Here is a 17,292-nt window from a genome sequence, read left to right as displayed (position 1 = left end):
TAATGGAATTACCAATTACCGATTACCGATTCCCTAAAACCCAACAATCTATTCTCTCTCCTGAAAGGCAGCAAGTGTGGCAAAAGAAGGTAATAGGGCTGCGACTCCATCCGTGGAGAGTTCCGTCAAGGCTCCAAGGGCTACATTAAACAACCGTGACGGTTTCAGGTCATCTTTGACTAGATTCCAGAGGCGTCGCACTTCTTCGGTATGAAGTCGGTCATCTTCTGTCAAGGCAATTAGGACTTGGCGTCGCAGAAATTGTCCTTCTTCAGAGAGGAGAAACTGTAAACCCAGTTGAGCTGTGGGCAACAGATCGAAGTTATCATCTGAGCGAGCGATCGCTATCATGTTCTCTAAGCGCTGCCATTGGAATTTGCCGTCTTTGAACAAGACTTCAATCAAACGTCGCCGCATTTCTGGGGATTCGCCAGTCAGCAGACGCCGCGCTATGTAGGGATAGGCAACTTCGACAATTTTGAAATTGGGATTCAAGCTGAGAGCTAATCCCTCCTGTGTCACCAGAGAACGAATAATTAAGGCAAACTTAGCCGGAATTCGGAACGGATAGTCATACATCAGTTCCGAGAACTTGTCTGTAATTGTCTTAAAGTTAAAGTCCTGTACGCTTTCGCCGATGACATCCCCTAACACGCTTTCTAGCGCTGGAATGATCGGAACAATATCCGTTTCTGGCGTCAAAAACCCCAGCTTAACAAAGTCTTTGGCTAACTCAATATAGTCTTTGTTAATTAGGTGAACAACGGCACTGACGAGGGTTTCTTTCGTATTCTCCTCCATCTGATCCATCATGCCGAAGTCTATATAAGCCATGCGACCATCTGGCATGGCAAACAAGTTACCCGGATGGGGGTCAGCATGGAAAAAGCCGTATTCCAATAGCTGCCGCAGACCAGCAGTGACGCCAATCTCGATCAAGGTATCGGTTTCCAATCCGGCTGCTTTAATCCGTTCGGTATCGTTCAGCTTGAAGCCGTTAATCCACTCTAAAGTCAGAACGCGCATGTTGGTGTAGCGCCAGTAGATGGCTGGGACTTTAACGCTGGGGTCGTCGCGAAAATTAGTGGCAAACTTTTCGGCGTTCCGTCCTTCGTTGAGGTAGTCAATTTCTTCAAATAACTTGTAACCGAATTCATCGACGATCAGAGTCAGGTTATGCCCTAAATTTAGGGGAAGCCAAGGACTCAGCCAAGCTGCCATCCACCGCATTAAGTAAAGGTCGAGGGTAATGGTGGGTAGCAAGTTGGGGCGTTGCACCTTGACGGCGACTTCTTCGCCGGTGTGGAGACGCGCTCGATAAACTTGACCCAGACTGGCGGCGGCAAGTGGCTCTGGGGATATTTCGCTATAGATTTCTTCTATTGAGCGTTCTAGCTCGGTTTCAATGATATTGAATGCGATCGCATTATCAAATGGCGGCAGTTGGTCTTGTAATTTGATGAGTTCTTCTAAAAAGTCTTTTCGCACTAAGTCGGGTCGTGTAGAAAGAGCTTGACCGACTTTAATAAAGGTTGGACCCAGGCGAGTGAGGATTTCCCGCAGCTGCGTGGCGCGTTTCTCCCGATTCTTCCATTCCTGGTTCAGCCAATCGTCCCACTTTAAGCCAAGAACAAACCCTGCAAATAACCAGATAATTTTGATGGCTCGCCAGAGAACCCGCCAGGGACGATAACGGAAGTACTGGGCGATCGCTTCGGGATTGTAGCGCCGAGACTGGAAAGTGAGGGAGTACCGATTCACGCTTGTGCTTGCCTCTTTAACCTAACTGATTCACAATTAGCGGCTTCTTGTAGTATTCGAGCCACTATTTAACTTAATCAATCGAATAACACTAATTTCGAGGGATTTCGACCGCATTTTTTCGTAACTTTACTAATTGATTTTTACCAAATTTTTAACGTTTTATTAACTATAGTATACAAAACTACAGACACTTGCGGGGATCGCCTGTCTGTTCTAAGAACTCAAGCAGCTCCCCTCACCCGCTATTTTTTCTGTGTCAAGGTTCCATGACAAAATCGCTAAAATCCTTAGCCAGCCAAAAAAGCAGCTATTAATTCTTCTTAAGGGAGAAATTAAAATAATCTTAAGTATATTTTAAATTACGAATAAATAGTGTATTAGAGCCGTGAATCTCCCTCTGAGGAGGTAAGCACAGTCGGGGAGAGACATCGAAAATCTTTAGTGTCTGCCTAGCAGCTCGAAAATGCTGTTTCGAGTCTAGACATTTGGCAAGGTAGTCAAAGCGTAGCGCCAGTCCGATAGCGAGTTTTATTAATAGCAATTTGGTTTAGGTCAGCATGACGAGTGCTATGGCTTTGCTTTGCCATGAGCATTTACTCCGTCCTTAGCTGTGATTGAGAACTTATCTAACCGTTGTTTTGAGGGGTCATTCATGTTGTTTTCAAAAAATTCAAAGAAAAAAATACTCAAGTTATTGAGTTTGAGCCTTGTCGTTACAGCTTTGATTGTTAGTCCTTCCCTATCAGGAAACAATTTCCACTTCTTTAACGCACCCGCGTTAGAAGTCAGTGTCAACGCTCAGCCTCCGGCTGGAACTGATGCGCCACAGCAGAATCCTGCTTCCGCAGAAGGTGCAGAAAAGGGAAAAAGTGACAAGGCTGAGAATGCCTCGTCTGAAGGAGAAACCAAAGGAAAGATTGATATTTTCAAAATTGTCATGGGTGTGCTGGCGGGTCTGGTGCTGTTCTTGTATGGTGTGACCCGTCTAGCTGAGGGACTCGAAGCGATCGCAGGCGATCGCGCAAAGACTCTCATCAACAAGTTCACCAGCAATCGCTTCGCCGCAGTGGCAACTGGCACGGTGGCGACAACCATATTAGATTCATCGTCGGTCACGATCATCATGACAATCGCGATGGTGAGTGCTGGGTTGCTGACGTTTGTGCAGTCTCTCGGCATTGTTCTGGGTTCCAACATCGGGACGACCATCGGCGCTGAACTGATCGCTTTTAAGATTAACGAATATGCACCTATCGCCCTGTTCCTTGGCTTCTTGTTGCATTTTTTGGGCAAGACAGACCGCTGGAAGAACATCGGTTTAATTTTGTTGGGGGTAGGCTTGCTCTTCTTCGGTCTAGACACGATTGACGGGGCGATGAAACCGTTCCGGGACTACCAACCCTTTATTGATTGGATGAGAACCTTAGGGGAAAACCCGCTGCTGGGCGCTTTAGTTGGGGCGCTGTTTACCATCTTGATTCAATCCTCTTCCGCCACAGTAGCCATTATCATTACGCTGGCAGCTTCTGGCTTGATCTCATTGCCCGCAGGCGTTGCCTTGATGCTGGGGGCGGAAGTTGGCACCTGCGCTGACACGCTGGTAGCGACGATTGGGCGATCGCGCGAAGCTTTGCGGACGGGTATCTTTCATTTGATTTTCAATGTGATCACCGCCGCCACGGGAATCTTATTTGCAGCTCAATTAGCAAGCCTCGCCCAGTGGATTTCTGGGGGGGCTGATGTTGCCCGCCAAATTGCCAATGCTCAGGTGATATTCAACGTGTTAGGCGTGGTGTTGGTTATCGGGTTTCTACCGTTAATCGCCCGTGGATTGGAAATCCTAATTCCCGGCGGTAAATCGAATCGGCAACTCGCAGGGGAGCCTCAAAGGGAACAAACGAAAGTGTAGAGAGGCAATACTTATCGGTTCTCTCCCCCAACTCTTCTCCGACAAGGAAAGGAGATCCTAGTTTTCCGGTTAGGGTCGGTTGAGGGAGAGATCGGGTTGATGCGATCGCTAGGAGTTAGCTAGCTGAGGTGCTGGACTTCGCTTCTAGGTTTTCCAAGCGGCTTTTGAGTTCCTGGTTTTGCTTCTTGATTTGGTCGAGTTCGTCTCGCAATTGCTTGAGCGCTTGATCCGAACCCACATTTTTTTGCACTCGCCCAACCGCTTCCTCCGCGATACGACGGACTCGCCCATCGGGGGTTTGGTCGGCAAGACTTCGCAAAATCCCAATCGCTTTGGCTGTCTCCATTTGCCCTAGCGCGATCGCGACTGATACTTGGGTTAAGAAAAAGGTCTCTTTGGAGAGTTCTGCAAGTTGTTCGAGAATTCGTTCCAAGTTGACATTATTCTGACCCGTTGAAATGCTTCCTAAGGCGCGAATCGCTGCTAGACGCAACGCTTGCGGGATGCGTTGGGCGGTATACTCAAGAATCAGATCCAGCGCTTGGGGTGAAGTTTTGAGTTGAGACAAACCAGCGATCGCGCCAGTTCTGACAACTTCGTTCCAACCCGCCTTTTCTTTAAGTACCGTTTGCAGCAGCTTCAGCACTTTCTCTTCTTTGGGCTTTTCGTCTAGATTTGCTGCCCCAATTCCGCCAATCGCATTCACGGCTGCTGACTCCACATAGTAGCTGGCGTCGCCGTCTTCTACCAATGGTTTCAGTGCTTTGTAGCTGTCGTGGGTTTTAATCGTTCCCAGTGCTTGCACCACTGCACGACGCACTAAGGCTTCTTTATCTTTTAGACCCGCAACTAGACCATCAAACGCTTGATCGAGTTTAACTTCTGCCAACTGTTTAGCAACTTCCGCCCGGACACCCCAGAAAGAATCGTTCTTAAGGGCAAAAGAAAGCGCTTTGACGACCTCCAATCCGCCTTTTTTCGCCAACGCCTCAGCCGCGTAGATGCGGGAAACGGGATCGGGATCGGATTGCAGTTGGGCTTTGAGTTCTTGAACTGGGTACTCTAAGGACACCGTTTTTAGGCAATTATTCCCGATGTCAAAGCTAATAAAATGGGGTTTTTCTTCGAGGGGGAAGTAAAAGCTTTGTTCCCGTTCGTGAACTCTCACCGCGAAAGTTTTGAAATTGACGGTGGAGGATTGTTCAGGCGAGGAATCTCGCGTCTCTAGATGATTCTCGTTAGAGGAACTTCCTGAGACATAGCCAAAGGCGATGGGAATTTTTAGGTCAAATAAATCACTACGGCTGCCGTTGGTGTCGCTGGTGGCTTGAGTTTGAGTAACGGTAACTTTAGCCAACTTGCTATCCGTATCCCAGGAATAAGCAACTTTGAAATCTGGATGACCGCCGCGATAAACGTACTGGTCAAATAAAAATAGTAGGTTGCGACCCGTCGCTTTTTCAATGGATCGTAGCAGGTCAACAGTTTCGACTGTTTTATGGGCGTTGTCCTGAACAAAGGTGTGGATTGCTTTAAAAAATAGCTCGTCTCCCAACTCCGCCCGCATCATGTGATAGACACAAGCACCTTTTTCATAGAGGTGGCGGTCGTACAGTTCAATCGCCTCGCGATAGACGTGAGTGACAATCGGGCGACGGTAACGGCTGCTATCTTCTACAAGGTAGCTACGAGCTTCATTGAGCAGGTAATAGGCTGCGTCTTGCGAACCGTACTCTTGTTGCGTCCATAGCACTTCTGAGTAAGAAGCCATCCCTTCTTTAATCCAAGCATGAGACCAGTGCTTGATGACGACTAGATCTCCAAACCACTGGTGGGCGAGTTCGTGAGCGACTAAGCTTTCTGTGGTGCGATTATCTAAAGATGCCCGTTTATCCAGCAAGCAGCGATCGGTTAGCAGCGTGGTGGAGGTGTTCTCCATCCCACCGAAGATGAAGTCATCGACGCACACTTGGGCGTATTTGGGATAAGGGTAGGGATAACCAAATTTTTCGCTGAAAAATTCAATCATTTCCGGCGTTTTGCCCATACTACGGCGGGCATCTTCTTCTCTGCCTTTCTCCACATAGTAGGTGACAGGTTTGCCGTTCCACTCATCTTGAATTTCGGCAAAGTCACCCACCGCGAGAGTCATCAAGTAGGTGGGATGAACTTGCTCTTGCAACCAGTGATAAGTTTTGTAGTGGTTATCTTCCTCAGTTTTAATTAGCAATCCGTTGGAGATGGCGACTAGGAGTTTGGGAACTTTGACCCGAATTTCTGAAGTGGCTAACTGTCCGGGATAGTCAAAGCAGGGGAACCAGAAGCGGGAATCCTCATCTTCTCCCTGTGTCCAAACTTGAACGGGTTTGTCGGGATAGTGTTTGTTGGGGGAAATAAAGTAGATACCGCGCTGGGGTTTTTCCACCGAGTAGGCGATCGCTATCTCGATCGATTTCCCCATCTGAGTAGGTGTCTGCATCTGGATGTGCAGTTGTTCGCCATCATAGTCAAAGCTCTGCGGCATCTCGTCAACCTGCACTGACTGAATATTTAGGTTGACGGCATCTAAAGTTAAACGGTCAATCCCACTCCGCACCGGCAATAAAGTAATGGCACAAGTACCGCCAACGGTTTGGTTGGGAATATCCAGGGCTAAATCCAGGAAAATATGCTCGACTTGTCCGGGTCGATCTGGGTTGTAGTGGGGACGGGCACCGGGCAGTTCAAAGGATTTGTGACCGTTATTTTCTGAATCGAAATAAGTCTGCAACTTCATGGTGAGATTGACCTGTAAGACTCCGAAGTATAGCCGAGAATCAGGGCTAAGGAGGTTATCTCTTTAGGTTAACGCCTTCAGACTGCGTGGACTTCTCTTCTAAGCACGGCGACGCACGGGGTATCCAATTTGTAGCGGACACCCAGATGTGTCACTTCAGGCGCGATGATTTTCAAGCTTAACTTCGCGTTGTGTCTACTTGCGCTCTCAAAAAAGTGCTGACTTGTAAGGGCATGACACAAACACGCCCCTTCTAAGTGAAAGAGGAGAAAATATCGATTTTCCTGGGCAATTTATGGCTGAAAGGATTTTAAAGCGCGATTCGCTTAGCCTTATCCCTTATCTGACGCGAAACCTGTCACACCGTACCACAAGCAATTTTTGTATTTAAACTTCATATTTCCGGTTTGCGGAGTTTACCCAAATCAAGTTGAAGTATTCCAATAACAATCCTTTTAGTAGAAATCTTAACTAAGCAAAATCACTAATTTTTCTTACAGAGATTTCTACTAAATCCGCAAAATCCACAATGCCCTTTGTGGATCTATCGATAACAATCACAAGCAGTAATAATCAAAGGAAAAATTTAAATGTCTGAAAGAAAACCAAATCGTATAGTTCCTATTATTGTTGGCACCGCCGTTGTGGTAGCGGGAGGCATTGGTACTTATCTTTACTTGAAGGGGGCTTTTAGCGATGCAACCAGCCCTCTCGCGAGTGCCAAAGTGGTGCCAGATGAAGCATTAATGGCGGGTTTTGTCTCCACCGATCCGAAAAACTGGGCGCAATTGCAACAGTTTGGGACTCCGGAAGCCCAAAAATTGGTTGATAAAGGGCTGAAGGATTTCAACAAAGAGATGTTGACTGAATCCAACATCAATTATGAAAAAGATGTTAAGCCTTGGCTGGGTAGCGTGATGTTTGCCGTTCTGCCATCACCGACTGTAAAACCGGCACAAGCGACACCCCCCAAATCGTCACCGGAAGTCCGGATGTTGATGGTGGTTGGCGTCAAAGACAAAGTAAGCGCTTTAAGTTTTGCAAATAAGCTGAAAGCCAAGAAAGCTGGAACCAAACAAATAGATTACAAAGGCATCAAGATAGAGGAAACCACAGATAAAAGTGGCAAAACCTACACGGCTTTGTTAGATAGTCATTTAGTGATGTCTGATGAAAAAGAAGCGGTGCAACTCGCCATTGATACCTTTAAAGGACAACCTTCATTTGCTAGCAAAGCAGGTGCAGCCAGCCTTCTGACTAAGGGTGTAGACGTACAAAACTCCATCGCTCAATTCTATATCCCCGATTATGCGGGGACGGTGCAGCAAGCACTGGCAAACAATCCGAATACGCCCGCGCTTCCTCCAGAAACCTTGAAGCAGCTAAAGGCTGTGAAGTCGGTGGTGATGGGTGTTGGGATTGATAATGCCGGTGTGAGAATGAAGGCGATCGCGAAGGTAGATCCCTCGGTAATGAAAGTTCAGTACAAGGCTTCTCCCGGCAAAGTTGCGTCTCAACTTCCGGCTGAGACAATTGCCCTCATCGCTGGAAATGGGATTAGCCAAACTTGGGCAACGGTTGTCGAACAATCCAAAGCCGATCCCCAAGCCCAGCAGGGGTTTGACATGGCAAGACAGCAACTCAAACTCGTCAATCTTGACCTAGATAAAGATATCTTCGGATGGATGGATGGGGAATTTGCTCTCGCGGCAATTCCATCGACCAAGGGAATCTTAGCACCCGTTGGATTTGGTGGAGCTTTGGTATTTCAAACCAGCGATCGCAAAACGGCTGAAGCCACCTTCAACAAACTGGATGCGATCGCTAAAGGAAACTCAATCACCGTAGCGCCTAGAAAAATTCAGGGTAAAACCGTCACCGAATGGCAAATCCCGCAACAAGGCGCTTTCTTAGGGCATGGTTGGATCGATCAAAACACGATGTATGTGGCGATTGGTGGCCCCATCGCCGATATCATGGCAAACAAGCCCAGCCAGCCTTTGGACAATAGCACATCCTTTAAAACGGTCACAGGGTCTTTGCAGAAGCCAAACGCAGGCTATTTTTACCTCGACATGGACAAAACCATGTCTTTGGTGAATCGCCAGCTACCTCCAGCACAAAAGAGTTCCATCACGCCTGAAACCACTGCAATTCTGAATTCCATGCATGGTATTGGTTTGACCGTTACTCAACCAGACGCATCGACGGGTCAAGTTGAGGTATTACTTTCACTCAAGCCTAAAACGGGCAAATAGGAAGTCGTTGGGAATGGGTAATTGGTAATATTCTTGAAGGGTGGGCATTGCCCACCCTTCAAGCTTTGGTGGGATGAAAGCTCATCCTACTGAGATATCTTTATTCAGAATTGGGAATGGGTCACAAGGTCATTTGTTACTTACTATTACCCATTACCCATTACTCATTACCTATTACCTGATGACTACCCCAGTAAATACTGAACTTGGATTATCTTCACGCTTGGTCAACGGATTGCTAGCGATTAAACCATTAGCCAATCTAGCCAAATACCAAGCGCGTTCAATGATGATTAAACGCGCCGAGAAGATTGGAGTGCCTTGGAGAAAGCAAGTACAGACGCTTTCGCAATACGATTGGGAAAGCTATCTGACTCAGGTACAAAATCCCCAGCTAGCTTACCCGGATTATTACCTGCGCTCGTTCCATGCTTACGAAAGTGGTAACTTAAGCTGGGAAGCAGCTTGGGAAGTAGAAGTTGCTGCTCATGCCGTTCACGCAGGAATTTGGCCTGATGCGGGGGCGCAAGGAGATGCCCGACTGCGCCAGAGTTATTTCGATATTCTCAAAAGCCAAATTTCTACTCAACCACAAGATATTTTAGATTTGGGGTGCAGTGTAGGGATGAGTACATTTGCCCTCCAAGATGTTTATCCCCAAGCAAAGTTGACGGGTTTGGATCTGTCACCCTATTTTCTAGCAGTTGCCCAGTACCAATCCCAACAGCACCAAAAATCGATTTCCTGGGTTCATGCTGCTGCTGAATCTACAGGTTTGCCAGATGCCTCGTTTGATTTGGTTTCTATCTTTTTGATGTGCCACGAGTTGCCCCAGTCAGCAACTATGCAGATTTTCCGCGAAGCGCGGCGCGTACTGCGTCCCGGTGGCTGTTTGGCAATTATGGATATGAATCCCAAATCTGAGATTTATACCAAAATGCCGCCCTACATTTTGACGTTGCTCAAGAGTACCGAGCCTTATTTAGATGAGTATTTTGCGTTAGATATTGAACAAGCGCTAGTAGATTCCGGTTTCACTATGCCGACAATCAGCTGCAATACTCATCGTCACCGCACGGTAATTGCCAAGGTGAAGCAGAATTGAAAATTAAGCATGGGAATTGGAGTTGCACAATCGGGCGATGATTCTTTTTAGTTTCGCTCAAAGAAGAGGAAAACTTAGCCTCTTGGTGCGACGTTATCGCGGTTCTCGGTTGGATGCGGCACAGTTTTGACCTCTCTCCAAACCTCTCTCCTACAAGGAGAGAGGCTTTGAATTATTCCTCCTTCCCTTCCCACGTCGGGAAGCAGGGTTAGGGGTTAGGTTTCATCTGCGTACCTTACCCAATTGAAAATGGCACTATCATCGATCCGATGTGCAACGCCGGGAAATTCTTCAATTTTAATTATTCGGCTTCTCCAATTAAAGTGAATGCCCCCCAGTCTTTAGGATCTGGATGTTGCTTCATGGTGCTTAGCATGGCACTCCGCAGGGCGGCGGCTTTATCGGGTGTTTTTTGAAGATTTTGATAAAATTCTGTCATCAATGAGGCTGTAGGAGCGTCTGGCACTTGCCAGAGAGACACAATTACACTGGGTACACCCGCGCTCATTAAGCTGCGAGATAAGCCGATCACGCCATCGCCAGTGATTCTGCCTCTACCTGTGTCGCAAGCACTCAGGACTACTAATTCGGCATTGAATCTCAAGTCTAGAATTTCTTCAGCGGTGAGTAAGCCGTTATCGTTGCCAGATGGAGCCAATGCGATCGCACTTCCCAATCCTCGAATATCATCTAGTAAGCCATGAGTCGCGAGATGAATGATTCGTGCTGTGGGTATTTGTTGCAGAATCGCTGCTTTCGTTGCCTGAGAGCCGGTGAAAGCTTTAGTCTTAAACAGAGGCGCGATCGCTAAAGCTTCTCGTTCCGCACCCGGTAAGCTAGATAACTGAGTCGGCGGATCGCCAATTTTGGCAGGAACACTCGGCATTGTAGGATTTCCAACTATCAGCACATCTTGATTTTGTACAGAAGTAGAACTTCGCGTTCCTACAAGCTGTTGTTGCTGACTTGTTAAATCCAGTACCTGAATTGAAGGTGCCGTGAGGATAGTATGTTGTTCGATTAAGTATTTGCCAGAAGCATCTTGCAATGCTGGGAAAGGAACTAGAAACAGTTCGCTTTGTGGAATAAAGATAATCCGAGCATTTAGGTCTTTTGGGAGGAGGTCAGAAATTGGTTTAATGAGTAGTTCGTGAAGTTCCTTAAAACCTTGTTTTTCTTGACTTCCACTAACTTTAGCCTCTACAGCTAAACCACGACCTCTAACACCAATCGATTCGCGGCTGCTGACAACAAGCTCTTCTAGAGAACTCTTTTTTTGCTGCCGCAAAGCTTTAAGATTGACTTTACGAAAGGCAATTTCGCCTGTTGGTTTCACTACCCAAATATAGATTTCAGATGTTTGGGATTGTGTTTTTTTCCCTTCAGCATTTTGGTCTTCGTAGACAATAGAATATTCAACCAGGGTGGAGTTCTGAAGTTTGGCGATTTCTTTAATTTTGTTGATATTCGGTGAGGTAAGTGTAGGTTGAACGGATGATTCAGATAACCGTGAAGCTAATAACTCAACGAAGGCTCTTGCTCTCCCTCGTTCAGAGATTTCCAAAGCGGCTTCTATTTTATTTTGGGCAATTAAAACTTGTTGTAAATTGCGATAAGTGTTTGCTTGATCTTCAAAAAGTGATACTTTACTAGCATCATTTCTACCTAATCCAGCTCGGACAGATTCTAATACCTCAATTCCATTTTTTAAATATGTTTCGGCTTCTGTTAGCTTACCAGAATGCATAAAAGTTAGCCCTAAATTGTTTAAGGCGATGGCTTCCCCGCGTTTATTTTTAAGTTCGCGAGAAAGTGCGAGATCCTGCTGGAAGTAATTAATCGCTTTATTGTAGTCACCCATAGAATCATAAACGAGTCCCAAATTGCCTATCGCTTTTGCTTCCCCGCGTTTATTATTATTTTGTTTGGCTAAGGCTAAGCTTTGTTGATAGTATTCACTGGCTTGTCGGTAGTCTCCCAGATTTTGATAGGAGAGAATTCCCCAAAAGTTTAATATATCTGCTTGCAAATCTCGGTCGTTGATTTCTTGGGCAATTTTCAAGCTTTCTTGGTAAAATTCTTTTGCTTTCTCGGTTGTGCCCATTTCTTGATAAATGTTTCCTAAGTTTAGGATTGTTTGGGCATATAACTTCCGTTTTTCTCGAACTTCCAAGGCACTTTGTTGATTATTGGGTTCATCGGTAATTGCCAAGCTCTGTTGATAATAGCGAATGGCTTGGGGAGAATCATTCAAATTTTTATATACAGTGCCTAAATTAGACAGAATACCCGCTTCTGATTGGCGAGCGTTAATTTTCTTGGCAATGGTTAAGCTTTGCTGGTAATATTCAATTGCCTCCTGATATCTTGATAGATTGGCATAAATCCCAGCCAAATTATTCAAAATTTCTACTTCAATAGCGGATTCCCCCATTTCCCGCGCCATAACTAAACTTTGTTGATATTTATCAATAGATTGGGAGTATTCAGCGAGGGATTCATGAACATGACCCAGAAGTGCAAGAATTATCTGTTGGCTAGAGCGATCTTTCAGTTCTTGGGCAACGACTAAACCTTGTTGGAAGAACTTTCGAGCTTCAGGGTAATTTTCCAGCAACTGATAGTAACTTCCAATAGATGTGAGAGCAGCTCCTTCAGCCCTACGTTCTTTGAGTTGCTGAAAAATAGGGAGTGCTTGCTGCCAAGAATCAATCGCTTTCTGATAGTCTCCTACTCGTTGGTGAGCAAGAGCCAACATACCAAGAGCAGCAGCTTCACTTTTAGTATTTTTAATTTCCCGTGCAACAGCTAAACTTTGTTGCAGATACTCAATTGCTTGAGGATGTTGTCCCAGCGCCGAGTACGCACTTCCCAAGTGTCTGAGATTCTTCGCTTCTAAGGTACGATCGGCAATCTCCCGCGCGATCGCTAAACTTTGTTGGTGCAACTCAATCGATTTCGCGTAGGCTTGCAGCGAATAGTAAACGTTTGCCAGGTTTGCTAAAGCGGTTCCCTCTCCCTGACGGTCTTTGAGTTCTCGATAACTCGTCAATGCCTGTTGCAACGACTGAAAGGCTTTGTCAAATTGACGGTTATCAATCTGCTGAATGCCTTGCTCTAAAAGGCGTTCAGCTTCTCGCAAAGCAGAAGCTGAAGTTTGCGCCAACACCTGGGTTGTGGAAAATGACGAACTAAAGTTCAAAGGCGCTGAAATGGTAGCTAGGAAGGCGATAAGCGCGAAGATTCCGAGTTGAGGGCGCATAGCTGAGGGAAGATATTGATTGAGTGCAGTTTACTGTCTTAGCCCGGACTGATAGGGAGTGTCCAGTGGTGCTGTGGAAAGAAAGCGCGATCGCTCTCGGTACACGCTCCCGTTAAGATTATCCAGTAACTTGTCCGATAATGGCTTGCGTCTTGAGTAACTGCGCGATCGCTATATGCTACTGGTGAAACTCAAAGATATGTAGTGATACTTGTAACTAGGGCGTGCCGTTTAATTACTGAATAGCCATAAAAAAAGCCCGCTGAAGCGGACTTTATCGGTGCGTTCGGATAGATGCGTTCGGCGATGTTTAGCCCAACATCTACAGAGGAAAGCTAATAGGTGAAAGTTATCTGAGTAGCGCCAGTGTAGGACGGCTACTTAATCAAGCCTTTTTGAATTTATTTTGGCGACGGCGCAATACCTCTGCGATTGGGAGAATACCAAATGCCAGTAACGAAGTGGGTTCGGGAACATCTTTGCTGGGATCGCCAGCGATACGGTTGCGAACCGCAACGGCGGTATCTGGAAAGTCGCTAAAGACGCCATCAATCCCTAATTTAAAGAATTGTTCGTACTCCAGCTCTGGGTTGCCGTTGTAGTCTGGAGCGAGGAAAAAGTCTTCACTGCGGAAAGTGTAAGCATGAACCAGTAAACCCGCCGCATGGGCGTCGTTAATTAGGGATGTGGGTTCTAACAATGGCTTGTCAGCATCGCTAATTACCCCATCTCCATTCAGATCGTCAGGCTGACCATCGCCATTGTTGTCAACAGTGTCAGCCGGAATAATCAGGCGTTTCCAGGGGCCAATTCCGCTGGCATATTGCGCGATCGCATTCAATCCTGAAGAAGTGATTAGATCGCCATAGGTGCGAGAATCACCACTGACAACAAAATCATAGGGTTTGGCAGTACTTGCATCAAACAACTGAACCAACGGTACATTCGTTAGTGTTTTCAGAAATTGCAAGTTTGCAACTTCAAAGGATTGAATGAAAACTGCATCATCCGCATCGGTGTAACCGTTCTCGCTGAGGATTTTTACCAAAGGTTCCTCTAACGATAATCCGATGGAATCAAAGTAAGTGGGATGCTTCGTTTCTGGATAAATGCCAATCGTGCGACCTTTTTCGGCACTTTTTTTCTTTGCTAGGTCGATAACTTCTTGTAAAGTCGGAACTTCATACAAGCCATCATACTGAGTAGATCCGGGGCGCAATTCAGGGATACGCTCTTTCGCCCGGAGAGTCTTGATTTCGGCTAAGGTAAAATCTTCGGTAAACCAGCCGGTGACTGGTTTTCCATCAATTGTTTTGGTTGTCTTCCTGTTAGCAAATTCTGGGCGATTTGCAACGTCCGTTGTTCCAGAAATTTCATTTTCATGGCGAGCAATTAGAACGCCGTCTTTTGTCGAAACCAAGTCGGGTTCAATATAATCAGCGCCCATCTCAATCGCCAGCTCATAGGCTGCTAACGTATGTTCGGGACGATAACCACTAGCACCCCGGTGTCCAATCACAATTGGAGGGGCACCCGTCAAAGTTGCCGCGGTTGCTTCACCCACTGGAAAAACTGCCAAAGCTGCTGTTGTTAATAAAGCTAGCTTAAAAACGCGCCACATATTGCTTTCCTCACCAATCGGCTCAAGCTGGGGTTGATATGAAATTCATCGGTAAATGTACTTAGTAAAGTACGGTGCCGAGATTAAGCTTGAGCATTAGGCTGGGTAAAGCCAAGTATAAATACCCTTTAAAGCTTGATTAAAAGACCAGAGATATCGCAATTTGCGCTTGAATGCAATCCGAATCTCACCCCACCCCCAACCCCTCCCCGCAAGCAGGGAGGGGAGGAAATAGCCGCACAAGTGAAGGTTTTTAACAAGTAGCTTTTTGAAGGACAAAGGGACAAGGGAATTAATCATCAACGGAAAAATCAGCTTTCTCCCACTCCTATACCCAAATCTAAAAAATCTACACTTGTGAGGAGAAAATCGCCCCTCTCCGCTTGCGGAGAGGGGTTGGGGGTGAGGTTCCAGTTGTATTTAACCCCATCGAGAACGGTTCTATATCCGGTGATGGCAGTTAGACTAAAAGCGGAAACGATAGAGTTTTGAGTAGGGATGGATGCCGTGGAAGTGACACAGGCAGTCAAGCAGCGGATACAGGAACTGCGACAGTTGTTGCACAAAGCCAGTTATGCCTACTATGTCCTTGATGATCCCATCATGGAGGATGCCATCTATGACCGGCTGTATCGGGAACTGCAAGACTTAGAAACTCAGTATCCCGAACTGGTGACACCGGACAGCATCACTCAGCGCGTGGGTGAGAAACCGGCAACTCAGTTTTCCTCGGTGCGGCATAATATCCCTCTCTACAGTTTGGAAAATGCCTTTAATATTCAGGAATTTAGCAAATGGCAGGAACGCTGGCGGCGACAAGTCCCCGAACTCGATTCGTTTGAATACGTTTGCGAGTTAAAAATCGATGGTTCTGCGATCGCTCTCACCTATGAAAATGGCATCTTGGTGAGAGGGACGACGCGGGGGGATGGCATCGCGGGGGAAGATATTACTCAGAATGTGCGGACAATTCGCGCTATCCCCTTGCGGTTGAATTTAGAAAACCCTCCCACTCACGTAGAAGTTCGCGGCGAGGCGTTTTTAGGCTTAGATGTGTTTAAGCAAATTAATCAGGAACGGCAGCAAGCTGGCGATCAGTTATTTGCCAATCCTCGCAATGCAGCGGCGGGAACTTTGCGGCAATTAGATTCTCGGATTGTGGCAAAGCGGCGGCTGGATTTCTTTGCCTATACGTTGCAAATTCCTGGTAAAGATGATGCTGAGGTTGCCCGAACTCAGTGGGAATCGCTGGAATTGCTGCAAGAAATGGGATTTAAGGTAAATCCCAATCGCAAGCGTTGTCAGTCTTTAGAAGAGGTTGGGGATTATTATGACGAATGGAATACGGGGCGGTTGAATTTACCCTATATGACCGATGGGGTCGTCGTGAAGCTGAATTCGATTCCACTTCAGGAAAAGTTGGGATTTACGCAAAAGTTTCCTCGCTGGGCAGTGGCGCTGAAATACGCGGCGGAAGAGGCACCCACCCGTGTTGAAAATATTTCTATCAATGTCGGGCGAACGGGGGCGCTGACACCGTTAGCAGAGTTGCAGCCAGTCCAATTAGCTGGCACAACCGTACAAAGAGCCACATTGCACAATATTGATTATGTGCGATCGCTTGATATTCGCATTGGCGATACGGTGATTATCCACAAAGCTGGGGAAATCATTCCTGAAGTGGTGCGCGTACTGCCAGAACTCCGCCCAGAGGGAACTCAAGCCTTCCAAATGCCCACCTGTTGCCCGGTGTGCAATCAGCCAGTGGTAAAGCCCGTTGATGAGGCGGTGACGCGCTGCGTGAATGCTTCTTGCCCCGCTATCCTCAAAGGGGCGCTGGTTCACTGGGCAAGCCGTAATGCACTGGATATCAACGGCATGGGCGAAAAATTGATGCACCAGTTGGTGGATAAAGGCGTAGTGAATTCGGTTGCAGATTTATACGATTTAACCGCTGATAGGTTGGGAACTTTGGAACGGATGGGCAAGAAATTAGCCCAAAAGTTGGTGGATGCGATCGCCCAGTCGAAAACTCAGCCTTGGTCGCGGGTATTATACGGTTTAGGGATTCGTCACGTCGGCAGTGTCAATGCCCAAACTTTAACTCAAAAATTCATCACCGTTGAGCAACTAGCTGGGGCATCCGCAGCGAATATTGAAGCAGTGTATGGCATTGGTCCAGAAATTGCCCACGCTGTTTACGACTGGTTTCAAGTCCCGGCGAATCAGGCGTTAATTGACAGACTGAAAGCATCGGGTTTGCAACTCGCCGGTAACATAGAAACCCCATCCGCAGAAAGTAGAAGCGTTCCCTCGCCCCTACAAGGCAAAACCTTTGTGATTACGGGCACATTGCCGACTCTCAAGCGCGACGAGGCGAAAGCGTTGATTGAAAAAGCCGGTGGTAAAGTCACGGGTTCCGTTAGCGCCAAAACCGACTACTTACTGGTGGGGGAAGATGCCGGTTCCAAGTTAGAAAAGGCTGAAGCGTTGGGAATCACCCAACTGAGTGAAGCTGAACTGCTGGAAATCGTCGAAGATTAGATGTCAACAGCAAACACACCAAGGAAAAATTGTAGGAGCGTGCGCCACAAAAC

General features: G+C 46.8%; 8 protein-coding genes. 4 read left to right on the top strand and 4 right to left on the bottom strand.

The window, feature by feature from the left end:
- Window positions 1–48: 48 nt before the first annotated feature.
- Window positions 49–1,761, bottom strand: a complete 1,713-nt coding sequence (locus H6H02_RS16130; RefSeq protein ID WP_190819508.1) for an AarF/UbiB family protein — start codon at window positions 1,759–1,761, stop codon at window positions 49–51.
- A gap of 655 nt (window positions 1,762–2,416) precedes the next feature.
- Between H6H02_RS16130 and H6H02_RS16125 the strand changes: the two genes are divergently transcribed.
- A complete protein-coding gene (locus H6H02_RS16125) occupies window positions 2,417–3,673 on the top strand; it encodes a Na/Pi symporter (protein WP_190819506.1) in 1,257 nt (418 codons plus the stop codon).
- Window positions 3,674–3,788: 115 nt separating this feature from the next.
- Here H6H02_RS16125 and H6H02_RS16120 read toward each other — a convergent pair whose 3' ends face one another.
- Window positions 3,789–6,449 (bottom strand): M1 family metallopeptidase, encoded by a 2,661-nt coding sequence (locus H6H02_RS16120; protein ID WP_190819504.1) that lies wholly within the window; start codon window positions 6,447–6,449, stop codon window positions 3,789–3,791.
- A 590-nt stretch (window positions 6,450–7,039) separates the two neighbouring features.
- Here H6H02_RS16120 and H6H02_RS16115 point away from each other — a divergent pair.
- Window positions 7,040–8,707 carry a DUF3352 domain-containing protein gene (locus H6H02_RS16115; protein ID WP_190819502.1) on the top strand — a complete coding sequence of 556 codons (1,668 nt, stop codon included), beginning with the start codon at window positions 7,040–7,042 and terminating at the stop codon, window positions 8,705–8,707.
- Between the two features lie 181 nt (window positions 8,708–8,888).
- Complete coding sequence (locus H6H02_RS16110; RefSeq protein ID WP_190819500.1) at window positions 8,889–9,812, top strand: class I SAM-dependent methyltransferase; 924 nt, start codon at window positions 8,889–8,891, stop codon at window positions 9,810–9,812.
- Between the two features lie 301 nt (window positions 9,813–10,113).
- On the opposite strand, the gene H6H02_RS16105 is transcribed toward H6H02_RS16110, so the two are convergent.
- Together H6H02_RS16105 and H6H02_RS16100 are read right to left on the bottom strand one after the other, a co-directional pair.
- Window positions 10,114–13,074 carry a tetratricopeptide repeat protein gene (locus H6H02_RS16105; protein WP_190819498.1) on the bottom strand — a complete coding sequence of 987 codons (2,961 nt, stop codon included), beginning with the start codon at window positions 13,072–13,074 and terminating at the stop codon, window positions 10,114–10,116.
- 385 nt (window positions 13,075–13,459) lie between these two features.
- Complete coding sequence (locus tag H6H02_RS16100; protein WP_190819496.1) at window positions 13,460–14,695, bottom strand: glycerophosphodiester phosphodiesterase; 1,236 nt, start codon at window positions 14,693–14,695, stop codon at window positions 13,460–13,462.
- A 498-nt stretch (window positions 14,696–15,193) separates the two neighbouring features.
- Here H6H02_RS16100 and ligA point away from each other — a divergent pair, with 498 nt between their 5' ends.
- A complete protein-coding gene (ligA, locus tag H6H02_RS16095) occupies window positions 15,194–17,239 on the top strand; it encodes an NAD-dependent DNA ligase LigA (protein ID WP_190819494.1) in 2,046 nt (681 codons plus the stop codon).
- Window positions 17,240–17,292: the final 53 nt, after the last annotated feature.

Origin of the sequence: Coleofasciculus sp. FACHB-1120, from assembly GCF_014698845.1 — a bacterium.
Lineage (GTDB): Bacteria > Cyanobacteriota > Cyanobacteriia > Cyanobacteriales > FACHB-T130 > FACHB-T130.
Note: the sequence above shows the minus strand (reverse complement) of the source record. Positions and strands in the feature narration are given on the sequence as shown.